Origin of the sequence: Sphingomonas sp. TDK1 (assembly GCF_001650735.1) — a bacterium.
Classification (GTDB): domain Bacteria; phylum Pseudomonadota; class Alphaproteobacteria; order Sphingomonadales; family Sphingomonadaceae; genus Sphingomonas.
Genome location: NZ_LXVY01000044.1, coordinates 180250 through 202164, shown reverse-complemented (window position 1 = coordinate 202164; position 21915 = coordinate 180250). Strand labels below are relative to the sequence as shown.

At 67.9% G+C, this 21915-nt stretch carries 17 protein-coding genes; 6 read left to right on the top strand and 11 right to left on the bottom strand.

Annotated features, from left to right (window positions below):
* Positions 1-87: 87 nt before the first annotated feature.
* Entirely contained in the window at positions 88-1047 is a 960-nt protein-coding gene (locus A7X12_RS21000; protein WP_064313389.1) for a FecR family protein, read from the bottom strand.
* Complete coding sequence (locus A7X12_RS25270; RefSeq protein WP_064313388.1) at positions 1044-1580, bottom strand: RNA polymerase sigma factor; 537 nt, start codon at positions 1578-1580, stop codon at positions 1044-1046. Before A7X12_RS25270 ends, A7X12_RS21000 begins: the two co-directional genes overlap by 4 nt.
* Before the next feature lie 177 nt (positions 1581-1757).
* Between A7X12_RS25270 and A7X12_RS20990 the strand changes: the two genes are divergently transcribed.
* Complete coding sequence (locus A7X12_RS20990) at positions 1758-4709, top strand: PAS domain S-box protein (protein WP_064313387.1); 2952 nt, start codon at positions 1758-1760, stop codon at positions 4707-4709.
* A gap of 8 nt (positions 4710-4717) precedes the next feature.
* On the opposite strand, the gene A7X12_RS20985 is transcribed toward A7X12_RS20990, so the two are convergent.
* Both A7X12_RS20985 and A7X12_RS20980 read right to left on the bottom strand, forming a co-directional pair.
* The gene (locus A7X12_RS20985) at positions 4718-5581 is read right to left on the bottom strand and encodes a helix-turn-helix transcriptional regulator (RefSeq protein ID WP_064313386.1); all 864 of its coding nucleotides are present in this window, start codon (positions 5579-5581) and stop codon (positions 4718-4720) included.
* Between the two features lie 62 nt (positions 5582-5643).
* On the bottom strand, positions 5644-5913 hold the full coding sequence (locus A7X12_RS20980) for a hypothetical protein (RefSeq protein WP_064313385.1): 270 nt from the start codon (positions 5911-5913) through the stop codon (positions 5644-5646).
* A gap of 196 nt (positions 5914-6109) precedes the next feature.
* Between A7X12_RS20980 and A7X12_RS20975 the strand changes: the two genes are divergently transcribed.
* The 4 genes from A7X12_RS20975 to treF all read left to right on the top strand — a co-directional run bounded on the left by A7X12_RS20975 (position 6110) and on the right by treF (position 12096).
* Positions 6110-6658 carry an RNA polymerase sigma factor gene (locus tag A7X12_RS20975; protein WP_084445850.1) on the top strand — a complete coding sequence of 183 codons (549 nt, stop codon included), beginning with the start codon at positions 6110-6112 and terminating at the stop codon, positions 6656-6658.
* Positions 6651-7664 (top strand): FecR family protein, encoded by a 1014-nt coding sequence (locus A7X12_RS20970; protein WP_064313384.1) that lies wholly within the window; start codon positions 6651-6653, stop codon positions 7662-7664. Before A7X12_RS20975 ends, A7X12_RS20970 begins: the two co-directional genes overlap by 8 nt.
* Positions 7665-7766: 102 nt before the next feature.
* Positions 7767-10451, top strand: a complete 2685-nt coding sequence (locus tag A7X12_RS20965) for a TonB-dependent receptor domain-containing protein (protein WP_084445847.1) — start codon at positions 7767-7769, stop codon at positions 10449-10451.
* Between the two features lie 73 nt (positions 10452-10524).
* Positions 10525-12096 carry an alpha,alpha-trehalase TreF gene (gene treF, locus A7X12_RS20960; protein WP_064313494.1) on the top strand — a complete coding sequence of 524 codons (1572 nt, stop codon included), beginning with the start codon at positions 10525-10527 and terminating at the stop codon, positions 12094-12096.
* On the opposite strand, the gene A7X12_RS20955 is transcribed toward treF, so the two are convergent.
* On the bottom strand, positions 12093-12563 hold the full coding sequence (locus A7X12_RS20955) for a hypothetical protein (RefSeq protein ID WP_232318628.1): 471 nt from the start codon (positions 12561-12563) through the stop codon (positions 12093-12095). The two genes, treF and A7X12_RS20955, sit on opposite strands and share 4 nt — an antisense overlap.
* The gene (locus tag A7X12_RS20950; RefSeq protein ID WP_064313383.1) at positions 12560-13504 is read right to left on the bottom strand and encodes a sterol desaturase family protein; all 945 of its coding nucleotides are present in this window, start codon (positions 13502-13504) and stop codon (positions 12560-12562) included. Before A7X12_RS20950 ends, A7X12_RS20955 begins: the two co-directional genes overlap by 4 nt.
* A gap of 136 nt (positions 13505-13640) precedes the next feature.
* Here A7X12_RS20950 and A7X12_RS20945 point away from each other — a divergent pair, with 136 nt between their 5' ends.
* A complete protein-coding gene (locus A7X12_RS20945) occupies positions 13641-14537 on the top strand; it encodes an MBL fold metallo-hydrolase (protein WP_064313382.1) in 897 nt (298 codons plus the stop codon).
* A gap of 125 nt (positions 14538-14662) precedes the next feature.
* Here the strand turns inward: A7X12_RS20945 and atzF are convergent, their stop codons facing one another.
* Genes atzF through A7X12_RS20920 form a run of 5 tightly spaced genes read right to left on the bottom strand, consistent with a single transcriptional unit; the run spans position 14663 to position 21906 of the window.
* The gene (gene atzF / locus A7X12_RS20940; protein ID WP_064313381.1) at positions 14663-16417 is read right to left on the bottom strand and encodes an allophanate hydrolase; all 1755 of its coding nucleotides are present in this window, start codon (positions 16415-16417) and stop codon (positions 14663-14665) included.
* Entirely contained in the window at positions 16414-20016 is a 3603-nt protein-coding gene (uca, locus tag A7X12_RS20935; protein ID WP_064313380.1) for an urea carboxylase, read from the bottom strand. The genes atzF and uca overlap by 4 nt, the downstream gene beginning before the upstream one ends.
* Complete coding sequence (locus A7X12_RS20930) at positions 20013-20648, bottom strand: urea amidolyase associated protein UAAP2 (RefSeq protein WP_064313379.1); 636 nt, start codon at positions 20646-20648, stop codon at positions 20013-20015. Before A7X12_RS20930 ends, uca begins: the two co-directional genes overlap by 4 nt.
* Entirely contained in the window at positions 20648-21466 is an 819-nt protein-coding gene (locus A7X12_RS20925) for an urea amidolyase associated protein UAAP1 (protein WP_064313378.1), read from the bottom strand. The genes A7X12_RS20930 and A7X12_RS20925 overlap by 1 nt, the downstream gene beginning before the upstream one ends.
* Entirely contained in the window at positions 21463-21906 is a 444-nt protein-coding gene (locus A7X12_RS20920; RefSeq protein ID WP_198162134.1) for a CopG family ribbon-helix-helix protein, read from the bottom strand. Before A7X12_RS20920 ends, A7X12_RS20925 begins: the two co-directional genes overlap by 4 nt.
* Positions 21907-21915: the final 9 nt, after the last annotated feature.

Genomic DNA, 21915 nt, shown 5'->3' with positions numbered 1-21915 from the left:
CCCTCCGCTCCGGCGCGGTTGCGCCGCTCGCGAGGAAGACGGGGTCGGATCAGCTTCCGGACAAAAGATTTTTGCTGCAGTGCGGTGTCACGGATGTGACGGATTTGCGTCGTTCCCGGGGGTCGGCACCAGGTGCAGTTGCGGCCCTTGCGGCACAATGCTGAACCCATAGGCGGCACCCATCGCGTCCAGCAGCGCGCGCGGCGAATCCAGGCGGAAACGGCCGGAAACGGCGATGGCCGCCAGCGGCTTCGGCGGCGGCGCGATCAGCGGCCCGCCCCGGCGATTGAGCGTTTCGACCAGATCGCCCAGCGGCATCGCGTCGATGTCGATCCAGCCGTCGCGCCAGTCCTTTTGCGCCGCGTCGAACCGGCTTGGCATCTGCGCGCGGCCCGCCTCGAACCGGGTTCGCCAGCCTGCGGGGACGATCACCGCCCGATCCGCGCCCGCGGCGTCGCCGAAACGCACCTTGCCGCGATACACGGCGAGGCGGACCGCGCCGGCGGCGATGTCGATGTTGAAGGCGGTGCCGAGCACCTGTGTCGCGGAACCCTGGGCGTGGACGGTGAACGGCCGGCGCGGCAGGTGCGCGACGTCGAAATAGGCCTCGCCGCGCTGCATCGCCACGCTGCGGCTGTCATCGGCCAGCGTGACGTCGAGGCTGGTATTGCCGTTGAGGTGCAGTCGGGAGCCGTCGGCCAATGCCACGTCCAGCATCTGGCCGCGGGCCGTCTCGTAATGCCGGGGCGTGGCGGCCGGGCCGCGATACCAGCCCGCCTGCCATCCGCCGATGCCGAGCAGCGCGACCAGCGCCAGCGCCCCCCCGGTGCCGAGCGCGGCCCGGCGTCGGCCGCGCAGCGCCCGGATGTCGCCGTCGGACAGGCGCGGCAGCTGCGCCATGGCGTCCGAAAGGGCGCGATCGTCCAGCATCGCCTGCACCTCGGCGGCGGCAGCCGGCGGCGTCTCGTGCAGCACCGCATCGTCCTCGCGCATCGCCCAGCGGGCGGCGTCGTGCAGCGCGGCGCGGCGGCCGGCATAGGGGCTCATCGCGCCGCGCCCCCGGGCAGCCCGCGCCGTTCGAGCGCGGCGCGCAGATCGGCGACCGCGCGGACGCAGTGCTTCTCGATCGCGGCGACGCTCATGTCCAGGTCTGCGGCGATGATCGCGACCGCGACGCCGTCCAGCCGGCGACGCAGGAAGATTTCCCGGCGGAGCGGGGGCATCACGCGCAACGCGCGGACCAGAATGTCCACCCGCTCGCGATAGTCGAGCAGTTCTTCGGCACGCGGCTGGGTGCAGGGAATGTCGTCGGCAAGTTCCGCCTGCCGCGGCAGGGCACGCATGCGCCGGAAATGATCGAATACCAGGTTGCGCGCCACGGCGAAGCAGAAGGCGCCGACATCGGCGACGCTGCGGGTGCGGCGATAGTCGTACAGGCGGATATAGGTTTCCTGGACGATGTCCTCGCCCTCATGATGGTCGCGCAGCCGAACCCGCACGAACCGCTGGAGCGCGGCATGGAGCGCCACCTCCTCGGCGAGCGCACGGCGCTGCACCGTCAGGCTGGTCAGCTCGTTCATCGAACCGTCCCTGTGCAGGACGATCCACCGGATCGTAGCGCCGTGACCGCCATCGCGATTCGCCCCCTTTCCTGCTGAAGTCGCCCGAGTCCGCGCCACCGCTAGCGGCGGTCGATGAAGCGCGCATGACAATCGGGCGGCATCGCAATGATCGCGATTCTCTTCTAAAGAGCGACAATGACGGACGATTTCACCCTTGCCGGAGGACATGGCCCGCTCGTGGGCGGCGGCGGCACCGGGGATCTTATCCGTGCGAAGGACTGGGCGCAGACGCCGCTTGGTGCGCTGGATACCTGGCCGGCGGAGCTGCGTGCCACGGTGCAGATGCTGCTCTCCTCCCGCGTGCCGATGACGGTGCTGTGGGGGCGGGAAGGCATCCTGCTGTACAATGACGGCTATGCGGAGATCTGCGGGGCGCGGCATCCCGCGGCGCTGGGGGCGTCGGCGCTCGATGCCTGGCCGGAGGCGCGGGAATTTAACCTGCGCGTGATCGAGGCCGGGATGGCGGGCGTGCCGCTCTCCTTCCACCGGCAGGAACTGGAACTGTGGCGCCGGGGGCAGCCCGAGCAGGTCTGGATGGATCTCGATTATGTCCCGCTGCACGACCATCGCGGCCAGCCTGCCGGCATGCTGGCGATGGTGTTCGACATCACCAAGCGCGTGCTGGCCGAGCACCGTCTGGCGCAAAGCGAAGAGCAGTACCGCTTTCTGGACCAGCTGGGCGTGGCGGTGGCGGGCCTGCACGACGCCGACCGTCTGCTGCGCGTTACCACCGAGATGGTCGGCACCCATCTCGGCATCTCCGATTGCGCCTATGCCGACATGGATGCGGATGGGGACGGCTTCACCATCCGCGGCGACTGGCATGCGCCGGGTGCCGCTTCCATCGTCGGCCATTACAGCCTGGCGGCGTTCGGCGAAAAGGCCGTGGAGAAGCTGAACGCCAATCAGCCGCTGGTCATCAACGACATTGCGCGGGAACTTCCGCCGCACGAGGCGCGCGCGTTCCAGGATATCGGGATCGGCGCCACCATCTGCATGCCGCTGGTGAAGAACGGCCGGCTGCACGCGCTGATGGCGATCCATCATGCCCGCCCGCATGTATGGACCAATTATGAGCTGACGGTGATGCGCGCGGTGACCGAGCGGTCCTGGGCCCATGTCGAGCGCGCGGGCGCGGAGGCCAATCTTCGCCGTCGTGAGGAGCAGTTGCGGCTCGCGACCGATGCGGCCGAAATCGGCCTTTGGGACGTGGATGAGGTTGGCGGCACGCTCTATTGGCCGCCGCTGCTGAAGGCGATGTTCGGCATCTCGCCGGAGGTGCCGATCTCCATGGACGATTTCTACGCGGGCCTGCACCCGGACGATTTCGCCGCGACCGCGGCCGCCTATGCCGCCGCCGCCGATCCCGCGAGGCGGGCGCTCTACGATGTCGAATACCGCACGGTCGGCAAGGAAGACGGCGTCATTCGCTGGATCGCGGCGAAGGGGCGGGGCGTGTTCGAGGGCGATCGCTGCGTTCGCGTGATCGGAACCGCGATCGACATTACCCACCGCAAGCAGACCGAGCAGGCGCTGCGCGATCTGAACGAGCAACTGGAGCAGCGGGTCGCCGAGGGGCTGGCGGAGCGCAAGATCCTTGCCGATGTGGTGGAGAACACCACCGCGATCATCTTCGTCGCCGATCTGGAGTTTCGCTGGATCGCGGCGAACAAGGCCGCCGTCGCTTCCTTCGAACGGGTCTATGGCGTGACGCCTTCGCCCGGCGCGTCGATGCTGGACGTGCTGGCGCATCTGCCGGAGGAGCGCGCCAGGGTGCAGCGAACCTGGGGGCCCGCGCTGGATGGCCAGGAATTCACGGTGGTCGAGACATTTGGCGACCCCGCGCTCGATCGTCGCAGCTTCGAGATCACGTTCAACACGTTGCGCGATCCGGCCGGCCGCCGGATCGGCGCCTATCAGATCGTCCATGACGTTACCGATCGGGTGGCCGAGCAGCGCAGGCTGGCCGAGGCCGAGGAGCAACTGCGCCAGGCGCAGAAGGTGGAGGCGCTGGGCCAGCTGACCGGCGGCGTGGCGCACGATTTCAACAATCTGCTGACGCCGATTCTCGGGACGCTGGACCTGCTGGCGCGGCGCGAGATCGGCAGCGATCGCGAGCGGCAGCTGATCGGCGGCGCGCTGCAGTCGGCGGAGCGCGCGAAGATGCTGGTCCAGCGACTGCTCGCCTTCGCGCGGCGGCAGCCGCTGCAACCCACGGCGATCGACGCGCGCGCGCTGATCGCGGGCATGGGGGAATTGCTGGCGAGCACCACCGGCCCGCAGATCCAGGTGGTGCTCGACGTGCCGGCGGATCTCCCGTTCGCGCGGGCAGACTATAACCAGGTCGAGATGGCGCTGCTCAATCTCAGCGTGAACGCGCGCGATGCCATGCCGGACGGCGGCACGCTGCGGATCCGTGCGGCCGCGCGTCGGGTGGCGGAGGCGGAGGGGGGCGATCTGCGCGCGGGGCGCTATGTGATGATCTCGGTCGCGGATACCGGCGTCGGCATGGATGCGGAGACGCGGGCGCGGGCGGTCGAGCCGTTCTTTTCGACCAAGGGCATCGGCAAGGGCACCGGGCTGGGGCTGTCGATGGTGCACGGGCTCGCGCAGCAGCTGGGCGGCGGGATCCGCATCACCAGCAGTCCGTGGCAGGGCACCGATGTCGAGCTCTGGCTGCCCGAAGCGGGGGATCTCGCGGCACCGGCGGTGCGTCCGGCGGACGGGGCGCTGCCGAAGCTCGCGCCGCGCGGCGCCGTGCTGCTTGTCGACGACGACGATGCCGTGCGCGCCAATACCGCGCATATGCTGGGGGAGGGCGGCTTCGAGGTCCTCGAGGCCAATTCCGCCGAAGCGGCGCTGCACATCCTCGTCCGCGGGGTGAGGGTCGCGTTGCTAGTCACAGACCACCTAATGCCCGGCATGGACGGCACGCAGCTGGCGCGTATTGCGCACCTCGAATATGGCGTGCCGTCGCTCATCGTCTCGGGTTATGCCGATGTCGAAGGTGTGGCGCCGGACCTGCCGCGACTGACTAAGCCCTTCCGCGCGGCGGAACTTTTACGCGCGATCGAGGCAATCGGATAGCGCAGCGGCTAGCGTGGATCGCCGCCTTTGCGAAACTCGGAGGGTGTCACCCCGAAGGCGCGTCGAAAGCTGTTCGACAGATGCTGCGAGTGGCTGAATCCGCACATCATCGCCACCTCGGTGATGCTGGTGGTGGCGACCCGCAGCAACATCTTGGCCGTGTGAAGGCGCAGATCGAAGACGAACTGCGCCGGGGTCCGTCCCACCGTCGCCCGGAAGCAGCGGGACAAATGGCGGATGCTCATACCGGTCAACGTCGCCAGGTCGGCGAGAGAGATGGGATATTGCAAATTCGCCAGGACATAGTCCTCGATCATTTTCACCTGTTTCAGGCTGAGTCGCCAGGGCGCGCCGGCCTGACGTTCGGGCATGCCAAAGCCCCGCTGTAGCTGCGCCAGCGCCTGCAGCGCCCAGCCCTCCGCCATCAGCCCGAAGGTCGCATCGTCCTTCCATTGCAGCAGTTCCGGCACTCCGCGGTGCAGGCCGAGGACGTCGTCGCCTACCATCGGCACGTCGATCGCCGACTGGAGACGCCCCTCTAGGAAGTCGCGCTCGATAAAGATGATGTCGTAGTCGCACAAATCCTGCGGATGGAATTCGCCCCGTGCCTGGCAATCCGGCGGCACGATTCCCAGCTTCATCCGGTTGGGATGCACGGCCTGTGCCTTATTGCCGCCGAGATCGGTTTCGAAGAAGTCGAAGCCTGACTTCCACCAGATTAGCGACAGCCGCGGCTGTAGGGAGTTCCACAGGATCGGTTCGGCCGATCGGCGAGTCAGCGATTCTACGACGACCTTGCCACTGCTCCGGCCGGAGAATTTTTCGACCGTGCCGCCGATCTGACGAATATAGCCGGGAACAGGTGCAGGCATGGTCCGATCCGGTGGCGCGAAGGGCCATCCGTATCAGGCATGCCGGGGCGGTGAAAGGGCGTTCAGGCTTCCAGTATCATCTGCTGAATTGTCTCGAGGCTGGCATCGGCGAAGCGGCTTGCTTCGACGATACGATCAAGCAGCGGTGCCACCGCGGCGCTGTCCGCGCCCGCCTTGGCGAGCTGATCCGCGATCAGGTGGACGTTGAGTACGTTCGCACACATCTTCTGCCGTGCCTCATGCGCAACCGCCACGATGTCGTTCTGCGGCGCCGATGCGGCAGGGCCACTTTCCTCTGCGGCCAGTGGCAGTTGAGATTTGAGATACGCCATTGACACCTCCGGGCTATCGCCGCCGCTATGCCGTACTTCCGGTCGCTTGCCTTGCGTCAGCGTGCCACGATGTGCAAAATCTGGCCAAACTCGTGCAGGCACATCGCGCACGTGGCCGATCGCTGCGCCAACGCCCGCCCGCGACTTGCCTCCTCGCCGTCGGAAGATCATGATCCGGCGAACAAAGGGGAGAGGGATGGGAATCGGGCCGCAGCCTCGGCAAAGCGATGGGAGTGCGCGTGCAACGCTGCTCGATCGGCTTGCCCGGCGCTATGCGCGTCCGCTGGCGCGCTTTTTCGAGCGGCGAGTCGCGGTACGCGACGACGTGCCGGACCTGGTGCAGGAAGTTTTCCTGAAGCTCAGCCGCATGCCGGATCCCACCACGATCGACCAGCCCGACCGTTTCCTGTTCGTAACCGCGGCGAACGCGCTCAGGGATCGTGCCCGTCGCGAGGCGGCGCGGGGTGCGGGGTTGCACGAGGTGTGGGATGACGAGGCACATCCAGGTTCGGATTTTTCGCCGCAGCGCGTCTTGGAAGGCAGGGAAGCCGTCACCCGGCTCCGCGACGCATTGCTCGAATTGCCCGAGCGGACCCGCGATATCTTCGTGTTGCGGGTGCTGGAGGGACTGAAGATCGCCGACATCGCCCGGGTGATCGGAATCTCTACCCGGGCAACGGAAAAACATGTCGCGCGTGCGATGGCACATGTGACGGCGGCATTGGAGGCTTGGCGGCATGACTGAATCTTCCAATGCTGCGACCGTCGCGACCGAGGCGGCGCTTTGGCACGAGCGGCTCGCACGCGACCCCGGTGGCGCGCCGTCCGAAGCGTTCGCGCGCTGGCAGGCGGCGGATGCAGCCCATGCGGAGGCGTTTGCCAAGGTTGCGGCCACGCGCGATTGTGCCCGCGCGCTGGCGGCGCATCCGGAACTCCTGTCGCTTCGCCAGGAAACCGCGACGCGACTGGCGGTGCACCGCGCCCGCGCCGCACAGCGCAAGCAGCGGGCTGGGGCGGCGCTTGCGGCCCTGGCGTTGGTCGCACTGCCGTTGACCGGCTGGTACGTGGCCGAACATCGGAATGCCGCACCAACCAAGGAGCTGGCACAGTCCAAAGCGTTCAGCACGGGCGTAGGGCAGCGCCTCTCCATGATCCTCGAAGATGGGTCGCGCCTGACGCTCAATACCGCGACGGCCGTGCATATCGCCTATACCCCGGCCGAGCGGCATGTGATCCTCGAACAGGGCCAGGCTTGGTTCGAGGTTGCCAAGGGACAGCCACGGCCGTTCCGGGTGACGGCGGGCGCGCATGACGTGGTCGCGCACGGCACGGCCTTCGACGTGCGTCTCGACGCCGATCGCACCACCGTGCTGCTGGTCGAAGGCAAGGTGACCGTCGGCGACAAGGACCGGAGCGATCGGGATGGCGTCGCCATGGCGCCGAACGACCTGCTCGTCGCGCGCGGTGGCAGCATGACGCTTCGGCATGGCGGCAATGCTCGGGAGATCGAGGCGTGGCGCGAGGGGCTGGTGGTGTTCGCCGACACCCCGCTTGCCGAGGCGGCCGCCGAGCTCAACCGCTATGCCCCGCATCCGCTGGTCGTGAAAGATGCCCGCGCAGGTGCGCTTCGGGTGAGCGGCGCCTTCCGTACCGGCGAAAGCGCGACCTTCGCCGAGGCGCTGGAGGTGAGTTTTCCGATTCGAGCGGCGACTCGCCCCGATGGCAGCATCGAACTTTCCAGCCGGCGCTGAAATTTTTCGATGCTGGGGTTCGGGTTCGCGACGGCGTTGCGTCAAGGCCGGTAGAAGCGTCGCACCAGACGGCGCCTCGTGAACCGATTTGGGAGGATCCTGATGTCCCGCCGTATTTCCGCCTTCGTCCGCAGTCTGGCACTTGCCGGCGTTGCCGCCTGCGCCCTTGCGCCTGCCCAAGCGGCACCCGCGCCTGATACCGTGAGCCTCACCATCGGCAGCCGCGATCTTGGCGCCGCACTGACCGAATTCGCGCGCCAGAGCGGCCGTCAGATCCTGTTCGCGCCCGAGCTGGTGCGCGGCAAGCGCGCGCCGGAGCTGCGCGGCCGCTACGGCGTGGATCGGGCACTGGCGATGCTCCTTGCGGGAAGCGGCCTGCGCTACCGCACCACCGCCAGCGGCACCTTCGTCGTCGAAGGCGGCGGCACCGAGGGAGCGGCGGCGGCACCCGCCGCACGGCCCAGGCAAGTCCAGGCGGCTGCGGCCGAGGTACAGGAGGCGCCGGCTGCCGAGCAGGCCGATATCGTCGTGACCGGCACCGCCGGTGCGGGCACGCGTCGTCAGGATGCCTCATTCGCGGTGACAACGATCAGTGACGCTGCAATTCAGCGCTTGGCACCGGCCAGCACCGCCGAAGTGCTGCGTGTCGTACCCGGCATCAGCGTGGAGAGTTCGGGCGGCAAGAATGGCGCCAATATCTTCGTGCGCGGTTATCCCTCGGGCGGCGACGCCGAATATGTGACGATCCAGTCCGAAGGCGTGCCGATCTTCTCGCCGCCGACGCTTTCCTTTCTCGAAAACTCGCAGCTGATCCGCATCGATTCCACGCTCAAGCGGGTGGAAGCGGTGCGCGGCGGCACCGGGGCGCTGTTCTCGTCCGGCCAGCCGGGCCTGACGATCAACTTCGTCCAGCGCGAGGGCGGATCGACGCCGGACAACCTGCTCAAGCTCGGCGTCGCCAGCTATGGCGATGTGCGCGCCGACGGCTATCTCTCCGGGCCGATCGGCGCGGGCACGACCTATATGGTCGGCGGCTATTATTCCGCCGGCAACGGTATCCGCAATCCGCGTTTCACCGCCGAAAAGGGTGGGCAGATCACCGCCAATGTCCGGCATGATTTCGACAACGGGTCGGTGCTGGTGTTCGGCCGCTACCTCAACGATCGCGGCCAGTGGCTGCTGCCGATCCCCGTGGTGCAGAACGGCAAGAAGATCAGCCAATATGGCAGCTTCGATGCCGGCACCGGTACGCTGGCGGGCGGCGAGACCCGGCTGGGCGTGCTCAACGACGGCACCCGCGTCGACCTCGCCGACGGACGCGGGGCGGACGTGGTCAATCTCGGCGGCAATTTCGAATATCGGCTGGGCGACGGCTTCAAGCTGCGCGATCGGCTGAGCTGGTTGAAGGGCGATGCCAACACTACCGGCCTCGTCCCCGGGGGCACGCCGCCGCAAAGCGCGGCTGCCTATGCGGCAGGCAAGGGCGGCACGATCGGCAGCCTCACCTTCGTCAACGGCGGCCAGGCGGTCCCCGGTACCACGCAGGTGGTCGAAGCCGGGCTGTGGCGCGTCCAGAAGAGTATCGAGAACTTTTCCAACGATCTGGCGCTGGAGTGGAAGAAGGGCGGCAACACGTTCACGGCAGGCGTCTATTATGCGGCCTATTCCTCCCGCGATCGGTGGAACCTCGGCAACAGCCAGCTGCTCACGGCAGAGCCCAATGCGCGGCGCCTGAACCTGACGCTCGCCGACGGCCGCATCGTGACGCGCAACGGCTTCAGCAGCGGTTCCACCTTCAACGTCGACGCCGATTATGACGGCAAGGACGCGGCGGTCTACGCGGTCGACGAACTGCAGGTGAACGACCAGCTCCGTTTCGATGCGGGCCTGCGCTACCAGCACCATTCGGTCGACGGCACGCTGGAGAACAACGGGACCGCGCCGGCGGGCGGGCTCGATCGCAATCCGAACACGCTCTACGACAATGGTGACGCGGTGCTGAACGGCACCTTCTCGACCATCCGCTATCGCGGCGAGAAATGGTCGTGGACTGCGGGTGCGAACTACGACTTCACCCGCTCGATCGGCCTGTTCCTGCGCTACAGCCGGGGCAACAGCTTCCCCTTCTTCGACAACCTGCGCGACGGCATCACCGTGGCGCCGCGTGTCGATACCTATGAGGGCGGGCTGAAGGTCTCGACCGATCTGGCGAGCGCCTATCTCACCGTGTTCCACAACGACTTCAACGGCCTCGCCACCACGGTGATCACCAGCGGCGCGCCGATCGCCTCGATCGGCGGCGCCCGCGCGACCGGCGTCGAGCTGGAGGGCGAGCTACGCCCGGTGCGCAATTTCACCATTGGCTTCTCGGGCACCTATCTCGACAGCAAGTACCGCGATTTCTTCACCGATAACGGCCGCACCAATCTGACCGGCAACCGGGTGCAGCGTCAGCCGAAATGGCAGTGGCGGGTTTCGCCGGCATATTCGGTGGAGTTCGGCTCCGAGAGCAAGGCGACTCTGTTCACGTCGGTCACCTATATCGGCGATCGCTTTTCGGACGTGCAGAATGCGCAGCTGCTGCCCAACTATTACAAATGGGACGCGGGGCTCACCGTCGACGTTACCAAGCGGATCACGCTGCAGGCGTCGGTCGACAACATCACCAACACGATCGGCCTTACCGAGGGCAATCCGCGCACCATCGGATCGCAGGGGAGCGGGGTGATCCTCGCGCGGCCCATCCTAGGCCGGTCGGCGCTGTTCAGCGCCGCCTACCACTTCTGAACACCCCTGAGGAGCTGGTCGGGCGCAGCGCTCGGCCGGCTTCATGCGTTATACGCCCGATGAGGACGACATCATGATCCGCCGCCTGCTTCCGCTCGCCGCACTGCTGTGCGTGGCCGCAACTGATCCGGAGCCGCAGAGCCCGGCCCAGCTATTCGGCCCGCTGTTCGACGCGGTGCAGATGGCGCAGGTGTTTCCTGACGGAAAGACCTTCGTCGATGCGGTGCCGAAGGAGGACCCGGCAGCGATCCTTGCGGCCTATCGCAAGGCGATGCCGCAGACGCGGGAGGCGCTGAAGACCTTCGTCGAAGCGCATTTCACGCTGCCCGCGGCAGGCAACGGCGCGCCGGCGTCCCAGGAGAAGCTTGGCCTGCGCGCCCATGTGCAGGCGCTGTGGCCGGTGCTGTCGCGACCTGCGCAGCCGCCGGAGCCGGGCAGTTCGGCGCTGCCGCTCCCCGCACCCTATGTCGTGCCGGGAGGTCGGTTCCGCGAGATCTATTACTGGGACAGCTATTTCACCATGCTCGGCCTGAAGGTGGACGGCCAGCAGGCGATGGTGGAGCATATGCTCGACGATTTCGTCAGCCTGATCCAGCGCTACGGTCACATCCCGAACGGCACGCGCAGCTATTATCTCAGCCGCGCGCAGCCGCCCTTCTTCGCGCTGATGCTGGACCTGTCCGACGCACGCGACCCGGCCGTGTTGCGTACCCGCCTGGCCGCGTTGCGCAGCGAATATGGCTATTGGATGCGAGGCGAGGGCTGCGTCACCGCGACCCAGCCGGCATGCGAGCATGTAGTGCGCATGGCCGACGGCAGCCTGCTCAACCGCTATTGGGATGCCCGCGAGACGCCCCGCGACGAAAGCTACCGAGAGGACGTGAACACCGCCAAGACGGCGACCGGGCGGCCGGCCGCCGCAGTCTATCGCGACTTGCGGGCCGGGGCGGAAAGCGGCTGGGACTATAGCTCGCGCTGGCTCTCGGACGGGAAGACGTTGGCAACCGTGCACACGACAGACATCGTGCCGGTGGATCTGAACAGCCTGATCTGGGCGATGGAGCGGGGCATCGCGCAGCGCTGCGCGACGCTGGGCGATCGCGGCTGCGCGGCGGATTTTACGGCAAGGGCGGCACGGCGGCACGCAGCGATCGATCGCTATCTGTGGCTGGGCGCCCAACAACGCTATGCCGATTATGACTGGCGCCAGCAGCATGCGACGCCGGTGCTCTCGGCTGCGACCTTGTTTCCGCTGTTCGTCGGCACGGCGAGCGGCGCGCAGGCGAATGCCGTGGCCGCGACGGTGCGCGCCAGGCTGATGGCACCGGGGGGCTTGCGTACCACCGGCAACCGCACCGGCCAGCAATGGGATACGCCAAATGGCTGGGCGCCGCTGCAATGGGTCGCGATCGATGGGCTTGCCGGCTATGGCCAGCGCGACCTTGCGCGGGACCTTGCCGAGCGGTGGCTGACGGTGGTCGACGGCGCCTATCGCGCCACGGGCAAGATGCTCGAGAAATACGACGTCGAGGAGCAGGTGCCCGGAGGCGGTGGCGAATATCCTTTGCAGGACGGATTCGGCTGGACCAACGGGGTCGCCAGCGCGCTGCTCGAGCGGTATCCGGCGCTTGCCAAGGACCGCTAGGCCAGCGCAGCCTCGACACTCGCAGGTGCAAGCCGGCTGCGGAAGAGTTTGTTCGCATTACGGTGTTCGATCCAGCGACCGGCCAGATACAGCGCGGCGAAGATGCCGGCGAAGCTGTATCCCTGGATGCGAAGGCTGTCGACCGCGAACGCCAGGGCGGCGAACGGCGCGGGGGCGATGAAGCACCAGAGCAGCGGGTGGCTGGTGAGGTCGTAGCGCAGTATCGGACCGTCCTCCGCCTCGGAAATCTCGAGCCTGCCCGTCTCGAACGAGGCAAGCTTGTCCTGCGAGTCAGGATTGTCCTTGTGGAAGACCAGCGCCCCATCTGCTTGCTGCAGGGTCGTACCGCGCTCGGCGAACACCGGGCTCAGGGCGTCGAACACATCCTGCGGGCGCTGCCCATCCAACGGAACCGACCCGCGAACGTGCCAGATCCAGTCGATCGCGCGCATCGGCTTCCAGCTCATTCGGCGGCTACCGCTTCGGGCAGGCGCGGTGCGCGCAATTGCTTCACCCAGCCGACCAACGGCCGGAACGGGTAGACCATCTGCTCCTTGATCCCCAGCCGGCGGCAATCGTCGAGCCCCACATGGGCGGCCTCCGAATCGCGGCATGTGCCGAAGATCCGGTCGATGAAGATGAAGGTGTTGGCGTAGTTGGTCCGGCTGCTGTCGTAATCGGGCGAATGGTGCAGGCTGTGATGCTCGACCGTGTTGAACAGGAAGGACCACCAGCGCGGTGTGTTGAAGCGGATATTCGCATGGGTATAGGCGCCGATCGCCATGCCGATGCCGCCCGCGAGCAGCGCCGCGCGCGGCAGGAAGTCGAAGAAGCCGCCTAGGCTGAGGCCGATCAGGAACAGCTCGATCGGATTGCCGACCGAGCCTTTCAGCGCGTTGAGCTGGGTGATGTGGTGGTGCGGCGCGTGGGTTAGCCACAAGGGCGTCCAGTTGTGCATGCCGCGATGCATCCAGTATTGGCAGAAATCGAAGATCAGCAGGATGGCGAGCGCCTGGAACAGGATCGGGATCTGCCCGGCCCAGGCGGTCTTGAGGTGGAAATAGCCCTTGATCGCGTCGATGATCGCATCGTCGCCGAAATGCTTGCCGGCATATTTGATCAGCGTGTAGCTCATGCCGACATAAAAGAGGTCGCTGGCGAGCTCCTTCCAGGTGAGGCGCCAGTGGCGGTGTCGCTCGCTGATCCGCTCCATGCCAAGCAGGCACAGTTTGAACACGATGCCGATGCCGACAGCGACCGAGGCCTTGGCGATGGAATCCGGTGCCAGCGTCCAGAACAGGATCATCGCCAGCAGTACCGCAGGCTGGAACCAGGTGAAGATGAAGCGCTTTACCGGGCCGCCCTGCACGCCGGTGACCTCGACTCCGTTCGAAACAACTGCATCCATGGTCGCGCCCGGTCCTCGCCCGTGATTCCGATGATTCGAAGATGACCGAAACAGGGGGCACACGCCGTAAGTCGTTTGACGTAGCGGGGGATTTCGCGGCTTGTTCGGGGCCGATCCGTGGCCCAGCATGTTGCCTATGACCCATTTTCAACGCCGCTTTTCGCTCGCGCTCGGCGCGTTTCTGCTGCTCGGCGCGGCGGACCCGAAGCCGCCGGCGTTCGCGCCCTGGATCAACGGCACGGCGGCGCGGGAGCCCGAAACGCAGGTGCAGGCGATCGATGCCGACACCTTCGCGATCCGCCAGTCGGTGAAGACCAATTTCGAGGCACCGTTCCTGTACCTGATCTTCGGGCGCGACCGGGCGCTGCTGCTCGATACCGGGGCAGGCGGCCTGAAGATACGGCCGACGGTCGACCGGCTGATCGCAGACTGGCGGGCCAAGCAGGGCGGCCGCCCGATCCGCCTGGTCGTCGCGCATTCGCACAGCCATGGCGATCATCATGCCGGCGATGACGAATTTCGCGATCGGCCGGACACCGACGTCGTTGGACTCAAGCCCAGCGAGGTGGCGGCGTTCTTCCACTTCAACGGCTGGCCGCAGGGCGTGGCACGCTACGATCTGGGCGGGCGCATGCTCGACATCCTCGCGACGCCCGGCCACCAGCCGGCGCACATCATGGTCTATGATGCGCGGACGCGGCTGCTGTTCTCCGGCGACATGCTCTATCCCGGGCGGCTCTACGTGCCGCTCAACCATTTCGACGATTTCCGCGCGAGTGCCGGGCGGCTCGCGGCGTTCGCCAGGACGCACCCGATCCGGGCGCTGCTCGGCGCGCACGTCGAAATGACCACGACGCCCGGAAAGGATTATCCGATGGAAGCGCCGGTGCATGCCGACGAGCATCCGTTACCGCTCGCGCCCTCTGCGATCGAGGAACTGCGGGCGGCGGTGGCGAAGGCCGGGCCGGTGCCGACGGTCGACCGGCACGCGGACTTCATCGTCTACCCGGTGCCGGTGCGGCCGGATGACTGACCGTCGCCTAAGCCGTCATTCCGGCGAAAGCCGGAATCCATTTCCCTCTCGGCTGAGGCTCCCGCTGCAACGGAACGCCAATGGATCCCGGCTTTCGCCGGGATGACGGTGGAGGGGAGGGGCGCTCAGCCCCGCGCGATATATGCGCGCCAGCCGCCGAGCGCAGTGATGTCCTCCGCACCGGTCATCGCGCGCGGTTCGGCGACAAAGCCCTTGACCTGGCTGCCATCGGCCAGCGTCACCGTGCCGATCGCGAGCGGCGGCGGTACTTCCGTGACGAAGCTGCCGAAGGCGGCCATGTCGAGCTCGTACACTTCCAGCGCGATCGCGGCGCCGTCCTCGCTATGGACCAGCGCCGGCTTCGGCGGCACGCTCTCGGCCATGGCGTAGAGCTTGTAGGTCGGCGCGGTGGTGGTCGCCTCGACGAACTTGGCTTCGCGCGAGGTCAGCTGCCAGTGGAGCGGCATGCCTTCGAGATGGGCGCCTACGACCGCGAGCTTCACCGTTTCCATCCGTCCCTCCAGGTCCAGCGGCGGCGGGGATGCCGGCGCGGGGAAAAATGCGTTGGCCGCGTCGAGCAGCGCGCGGTCGGTGCCCGCCGGGCCCATCAGCGTCACGCCGAAACCGACGCCGCTGGCGTACGTGCCGGCGGGCACGGCGATCGCCGCCATGTCGAGCAGGTTCACGAAATTGGTGTAGGCACCGAGGCTCGCATTCAATCTAATCGGCTCGGCGAGCATCTCCGCCACGCGGTAGCTGGTCGGTGCGGTGGGGAGGGCGAGCAGGTCGACCTGCTGCCACATCGCCTCCGCGAGACAGGCGAGTTCGGCGAGGCGATAGGCACCGTTGAACGCATCGATCGCGCTGTAGCCAAAGCCTTGTTCGACGATCTCGCGCACCACGGGATGGATCGCGTCCGGGTTGTCCAGCAGCAGGGTTTGCAGCGCGGCCGTTCGCTCGGCGACCCAGGGGCCGTCATAGAGCAGGCGCGCGGCTTCATCGAGCGGGGCGAGGTCGATCTCGACCAGCTCGGCATCTAGGCTCGCTAGCGCCTGACGGTAAAGGAACTCGGACTCGATATCGCCGAACCAGCGGCATTGCTCCGCGCGGGGAACGCCGATGCGGCGGCGGGCGCGGGGCACGTCCGGGAGCGCGCGGGAGAGCGAGTCCGTCGCGTCGAAGCCGGCGGCGATGGTATCGACCAGCGCTGCGTCCTCGGTGGTGCTGGTGAACACCGTGATGCAGTCGAGCGTGCGGCAGGCAGGCACGAGGCCGGTGCTGCTCCAGCGGCCCTTGCTGGGCTTGAGGCCGACGAGATGGTTGAACGCGGCGGGCACCCGGCCCGAGCCGGCGGTGTCGGTGCCCAGCGCAAAGGCGACCAGCCCGGCGGCGACTGCCACCGCAGAGCCCGAACTGGAGCCGCCGCTCACCCAGGCGCGGTTATAGGCGTTGCGTGGAATGCCGTAGGGGCTGCGCGTGCCGTTGAGGCCGGTGGCGAACTGGTCCAGATTGGCCTTGCCCACCGGAATCGCGCCGGCGGCCACCAGCTTCGCAACCACGGTCGCAGACTGCTCCGGCTGATAGGCGAAGGCTGGGCAGGCGGCGGTGGTGGCAAGGCCCGCCAGGTCGATATTGTCCTTCACCGCGAACGGCACGCCCGCCAGCGGCAGCGTCTCGCCGGCAGCAACCCGCGCATCCACCGCAGCAGCGGCGGCACGGAGCGCGTCGGGCTCGAACCGCGATATCCACACCGCCGGCTGGATCGCATCATAGGCATCGAGCCGCGCCACCACGTCCTCGATCACCGCCACCGCGCTGCGCCGCCCCGCCTGCACGTCTGCGGCGATGGCCGTAACCGAAAGCCGGTCGAGCGCCGTCATGCCCGCACCAGCGCCAGCACCGGCGAGCCCGGCGTGACCGTCTGCCGCTCGGCGACATAGAGTGCCGCGACCGTGCCCGCTGCCGGGCTGGTCACCGGGAACTCCATCTTCATCGCCTCGAGTACCGCGATCGTCTCGCCCGCGTCGATGGTGTCGCCGACTTCCTTGAGCAGCTTCCACACGCTGCCGCCGAAGGGGGCTTCGACCAGCTCGGCGCCGTCGGGCACCGTCACCGCTTCATCGGCGCTGTCGTCGGCACTTTCGGTGAGGCTGGCGACGCGGTCGAACTCGCCCTTCAACTCCCAGTCGGCGCGCTCGGCGGCGAAGGCGGCGTTGCGCTGCTTCTCGAACGCGGCGATGGACCGCGCATTGTCGGCGAGGAATTCGCGATAGTCGGCGAGGCGGAACTCGGTTTCCTCGATCTTGATCTCGCGCCGCCCGAGCGGGAAGTCGCGTCGCCATTCGGTCAGCTCTTCATGGCTGACCGGGAAGAAGCGGATCTGGTCGAAGAAGCGCAGCAGCCAGGGCTTGCCCTCGGCAAAGGCGCCGGTCTGGCGATAGGTGTTCCACACCTGGATGGTGCGGCCGAACAGCTGGTAGCCGCCCGGACCCTCCATGCCATAGATGCACATATAGGCGCCACCGATGCCGACCACGTTGGGCGGCGTCCAAGTGCGGGCCGGGTTGTATTTGGTGGTGACCAGCCGGTGGCGCGGATCGATCGGGGTGGCGACCGGCGCGCCGAGATAGACGTCACCCAGGCCGTAGACGAGATAGCTGGCGTCGAAGATGATCCGGTGGACCTCCTCGGCGCTTGCCAGCCCATTGGCGCGGCGGATGAACTCGATATTGTCCGGGCACCAGGGCGCGTCGTCGCGGACCACGCGCATGTAGCGCTGGATCGTCTCGTGGATCGCGGGGTCGTTCCAGCTGAGCGGCAGGTGGACGATGCGCGAGGGGATCACGAAATCCTCGAGGTCGCCGAGTTCGTCCTCGATCCGGGTCAACTGCTCGATCAGCGCCGCCTCCTTCAGGCGGATGCCGTCGATATGCACCTGGAAGGAGCGGATGCCGGGCACGATGTCGAGAATGCCCGGCAGCGCGAGTTCGGCGAGCGCGGTGGTCGCGGCATGGACGCGCAGGCGCAGTTCCAGGTCCAGCGTGATCGGGCCATATTCGACCAGCAGGTTGCGGTCGCCCTGGCGGCGGAAGAGTACGCGCGGGCGGCGGCCCTTGGCGGGGAGGTCGACCAGGATCGCGTCGCGCCCGCCGCCCTTGGCCGGGCTGGTGGCGGTGGCGGCGCGGCCCTCGATCCAGGCTTCCTCGGCTTGTGCTGCGGCATCGGCCTCGTCGAGGCTCACCTGCTCGAACTGGATGCGGTCGCCCGGGGCGAGCTGGCCGACCTTCCACAGATCCGCTGCGATCACCACGAACGGGCAGACGAAGCCGCCGAGCGAGGGACCGTCGGGGCCGAGGATGATCGGCATGTCGCCGGTGAAATCCAGCGCGCCGATCGCATAGGGATTGTCGTGGATGTTCGACGGGTGGAGCCCCGCCTCGCCGCCGTCCTTGCGCGCCCAGTGCGGCTTGGGGCCGACCAGCCGCACGCCGGTGCGGTTGCTGTTGTAATGGACCTTCCACTCGGCGGAGAGGATCGTGTCGACATCCTCGGGCGCGAAGAAGTCGGGCGCGCCGTGGGGGCCGTAGAGGACGCGGATCGTCCAGTCGGGGCCGAGCTGCTCCTGCGCGATCGCGCGCGGGCCGGGGATCACCGCCGGCGCATGATCGGTGAGGTGCAGCGTGTCGCCGACGCGGAGCACGCGCCCGCCATGGCCGCCGAACTCGCCGAGATCGAAGGTGCTGGCGCTGCCGAGATAGCTCGGCACGTCGAGCCCCCCGGCGAACAGGATATAGCCGCGCATGCCGCCGCCGGTGACGCGGCCCAGCGCCAGAATCTGGCCCTCGGCGATCGCGATCGGCTTGTTGCGCGGGACCGGCGTGCCGTCGAGCGTGGCGGCGAAGTCGGCGCCGGTGAGGACGATGCGGGTCGCGGTGTTGAACTGGAGCGTCGGGCCGGTGGCGGTCACTTCCAGCCCCGGCGCCGTGCTGTCGTTGCCGAGCAGCATGTTGCCGAGGCGGAAGGCGCGTGCGTCCATCGGGCCCGAGGGCGGCACGCCGATGTCCCACAACCCGACGCGGCCGGGATAATCCTGCACGCTGGTCGCGGTGCCGGCCGAGCGGACGACGATGCTCTGCGGGTGGTGGACCACGCTTTCCAGCGAGCGGGTCGAGACATCGCCCGTCACGAAGTCCTCGCTCCGCGCCACGTCGCGCAGCCAGCGGACATTGGTCTCGATCCCGGCGAAGCGGGTATGGTCGAGCGCCGCCTGCATCGCCGCGACGGCGGACTCGCGGTCCTCGCCGTGGACGATCAGCTTGGCGAGCATCGGATCGTAGAAGGAAGATACGGCGCTGCCCGATTCCACCCAGCTCTCGACGCGGACGCCTTCGGGAAAGGCGACGTCGGTGAGCGTGCCGGAGGCCGGGCGGAAGTCGACCGCCGGATCCTCGGCATAAAGGCGCGCCTGGATCGACCAGCCCTTGGGGGCGGGGACGGGGGTGTCGAGGAAGCTGTAATCGCCGCCTGCGCCGCGCACCATCCACTCGACCAGATCGACCCCCGTCACTTCCTCGGTGACGCCGTGCTCGACCTGGAGCCGCGTATTCACTTCGAGGAAGAACCAGTCCTCGCGCGCGGGATCGTACAGGAACTCGACGGTGCCCGCCGAACGATAGTTCGCGGCCTGGCCTAGCCGCACCGCTGCTTCGATCAGCGCCGCGCGGATAGGTTCGGGGAGGTGCGGGGCGGGGGCCTCTTCCACGACCTTCTGGTTGCGGCGCTGGAGCGAGCAGTCGCGTTCGCCGAGGGCGACGACGCGGCCCTGGCCGTCGCCGAAGATCTGCACCTCGACATGGCGGGCGCGCGGCACGAAGCGTTCGAGGAACAGCCCGGCATCGCCGAAATTGCCCGCACCCAGCCGTGCCACCGCCGCATAGCCGTCGCGCACCGCCTGTTCGTCGGTGCACACCCGCATGCCGATGCCGCCGCCGCCGGCGGTCGCCTTGAGCATCACCGGATAGCCGATGCGCTCCGCCGCTTCGAGCGCGGCCTCGACGCTGTCGAGCAGGCCGGTGCCGGGGGCGAGGGGGACCTTCTCCGCCTCGGCGAGCGCGCGGGCGCTGTGCTTGAGGCCGAAGGCGCGGATGCTGTCCGGGGTCGGGCCGATAAAGGCGATGCCGGCGGCTTCGCACGCCTCGGCGAAGGCGGCGTTCTCGGAGAGGAAGCCATAGCCGGGGTGGATCGCGTCCGCGCCGGTCTCCTTCGCCGCCGCGAGGATGCGAGCGACGTCGAGATAGCTTTCCGCCGCCGGACCCGGGCCGATCCGCACTGCGATATCGGCGAGCGCGACGTGGCGCGAGGCCTCGTCGGCATCGGAGAACACCGCGACCGAGCGGATGCCCATTTTCCTGAGCGTGCGGATGATCCGGCAGGCGATCGCCCCGCGATTGGCGATCAGGACCGTGCGCACCCCGCTCATGCGGTGACGATCATGCGGACGGGGGTGGGATTGAAGCCGTTGCAGGGATTGTTGATCTGCGGGCAATTCGAAACGACCACGGTCACATCCATTTCTGCGCGAAGGTCCACGGTCAGGCCGGGCGCCGAGATGCCGTCGACGATGCCCAGCGCACCATCGGCCTCGACCGGCACGTTCATGAAGAAATTGACGTTCGATACGATGTCGCGCTTGCCGCGACCGTCGCGAAGATTGGCCTCGAGGAAATTGTCGACACAGGCGTGCTGCGCCTTGGTGTGGTGGCCGTAGCGCAGCGTGTTGGACTCGCACGAACAGGCGCCGCCGATCGTGTCGTGATACTCGACCGCCGTCGCGGTGATCGTCATCATCGGCCGGCCCTCGTTCGAGCGCAGCACGCTGCCGGTGCGCAGGAAGATGTTGGCCTGCGCCGCGATCGTGTCCTGCGCGCTGTAGCGCTCGGCATCGTCGTGGGTGGCGTAGAGCAGGAAATCGACCGCCTGGTTGCCTTCGAGGTCGACGACGCGGAGCGTCTCGCCGGCCTTTACCCGGTGCAGCCAGGGGGCGCGGGCGGGGACGATCTCGTCATGGATCACCCGGCCGGTGAGGCCGGCAAGCGCCATATCCTGTTCCATCAGCGGCGGACCCAGTCTTCGGTGTTGAGGAAGGCGCGTTGCCGCTCGGGCGTCGCGTTGCGGATCGGATCGTTCTCCGCCGTCACCGGCCCGCGCCAGGCGGTGGCGCGCAAGGGGGTGACGGTCCAGGGCCGGGCATCGAGCACATGCGGGCAGTTGGCCAGCAGGACGATCAGGTCCATCTCGGCGCGCAGCACCAGGGTGCGGCCGGGGGCGAACGGCCCAAGCTGCGGCTCGGTGGTGCCGTTGGCGGCGATGCGGACGCCCTTGAACAGATTGATGCACGGATGCACGTCGCGGCGCGCGAGGCCGTGCTTGGCCGCACCGAGCAGCAGCCGATCGCGCGCGTTGGGGAACGGCCCCGAATTGCTGCCGTCGCCATAACGGCGCGCGTTCGACGCGGCGTTGGACGCGCCGCAAAAGGCGTCATGCGTGCCCGCGCCATCGTACTCGATGCTGGCGAGCACCCGGCCCATGTCCGAGAGGAACAGGCTGCCCTCGCCCAGATAGGCGTTCCACTGCACCTTCACCGTATCGGCGACGTTGAGCCGTTCGGTCGGCATGGCGGCGTTGAACAGCTGGAGCGAGGCGCACGCATCGCCGTGCAGGTCGATCAGCCGCAGCCGGGTGCCGCGCGCCAGCACGCGGCTGGCATAGCCGCCGGCGGCGATCGTCTCTTCCCAGACCAGATCGTCCGCGCCGACGCCTGCGGGCAGGTCGTCCGCACGTGGCGGCAGGATCGGCATCGCCTCTACGACGGTGCCGGCCATCGCCCGCGCATGGTCGCGCGCGGCATTGGGGTCGGCGAGTATGCTCATGCCGCCTTGCTCCCTTCTGGGGCCGCCGCCTCGTCCTGCTCGTGGAGCGGGGGCAGCAGCGCGGTGGTGGTGAAAAGGCGCAGTTGCTGCACGCCGCGCACCTTGCGCAGCGCGTCGCACAGGTCGCGCAGCCGGCGCGCCGGCCCCTGGACCAGCAGCACCTCGAGCGACTGGTCGTCCTCCAGAAACACGTGCTGGGAGGAGATGACCTCCTTCAGATACTCCGCCTGGGTCTGCGCCAGCTGGTGGCGCACGCGGCCCAGATCGGCGCGGTACACGAGGGTGATCGTGCCCGCGAGCATCTCCTCGGGGCGCGAGGCGGCGCTCTGCTCGGCGAGTTCGTCGCGGATCAGCTCGGCGATCAGCTGCGAGCGCGAGGGGAGCCCCCGGTCTTCCACCATTTCGTCGAGCTGGCGGAAGAGTTCGGCGGGCAGGCTCATGCTGAGCCG

Bases quoted from the DNA above. Each gene is read 5' to 3' on its own strand.
- A7X12_RS20920 (WP_198162134.1), bottom strand. From the start codon at position 21,906: ATGAGCCTGCCCGCCGAACTCTTCCGCCAGCTCGACGAAATGGTGGAA.
- A7X12_RS20950 (WP_064313383.1), bottom strand. From the start codon at position 13,504: ATGGATGCAGTTGTTTCGAACGGAGTCGAGGTCACCGGCGTGCAGGGC.
- A7X12_RS20990 (WP_064313387.1), top strand. From the start codon at position 1,758: ATGACGGACGATTTCACCCTTGCCGGAGGACATGGCCCGCTCGTGGGC.
- treF (WP_064313494.1), top strand. From the start codon at position 10,525: ATGATCCGCCGCCTGCTTCCGCTCGCCGCACTGCTGTGCGTGGCCGCA.
- A7X12_RS20930 (WP_064313379.1), bottom strand. From the start codon at position 20,648: ATGGAACAGGATATGGCGCTTGCCGGCCTCACCGGCCGGGTGATCCAT.
- A7X12_RS20955 (WP_232318628.1), bottom strand. From the start codon at position 12,563: ATGAGCTGGAAGCCGATGCGCGCGATCGACTGGATCTGGCACGTTCGC.
- A7X12_RS20965 (WP_084445847.1), top strand. From the start codon at position 7,767: ATGTCCCGCCGTATTTCCGCCTTCGTCCGCAGTCTGGCACTTGCCGGC.
- A7X12_RS21000 (WP_064313389.1), bottom strand. From the start codon at position 1,047: ATGAGCCCCTATGCCGGCCGCCGCGCCGCGCTGCACGACGCCGCCCGC.
- A7X12_RS20975 (WP_084445850.1), top strand. From the start codon at position 6,110: ATGGGAATCGGGCCGCAGCCTCGGCAAAGCGATGGGAGTGCGCGTGCA.
- A7X12_RS20925 (WP_064313378.1), bottom strand. From the start codon at position 21,466: ATGAGCATACTCGCCGACCCCAATGCCGCGCGCGACCATGCGCGGGCG.
- uca (WP_064313380.1), bottom strand. From the start codon at position 20,016: ATGAGCGGGGTGCGCACGGTCCTGATCGCCAATCGCGGGGCGATCGCC.
- A7X12_RS20985 (WP_064313386.1), bottom strand. From the start codon at position 5,581: ATGCCTGCACCTGTTCCCGGCTATATTCGTCAGATCGGCGGCACGGTC.
- A7X12_RS20945 (WP_064313382.1), top strand. From the start codon at position 13,641: ATGACCCATTTTCAACGCCGCTTTTCGCTCGCGCTCGGCGCGTTTCTG.
- A7X12_RS20970 (WP_064313384.1), top strand. From the start codon at position 6,651: ATGACTGAATCTTCCAATGCTGCGACCGTCGCGACCGAGGCGGCGCTT.
- A7X12_RS25270 (WP_064313388.1), bottom strand. From the start codon at position 1,580: ATGAACGAGCTGACCAGCCTGACGGTGCAGCGCCGTGCGCTCGCCGAG.
- atzF (WP_064313381.1), bottom strand. From the start codon at position 16,417: ATGACGGCGCTCGACCGGCTTTCGGTTACGGCCATCGCCGCAGACGTG.
- A7X12_RS20980 (WP_064313385.1), bottom strand. From the start codon at position 5,913: ATGGCGTATCTCAAATCTCAACTGCCACTGGCCGCAGAGGAAAGTGGC.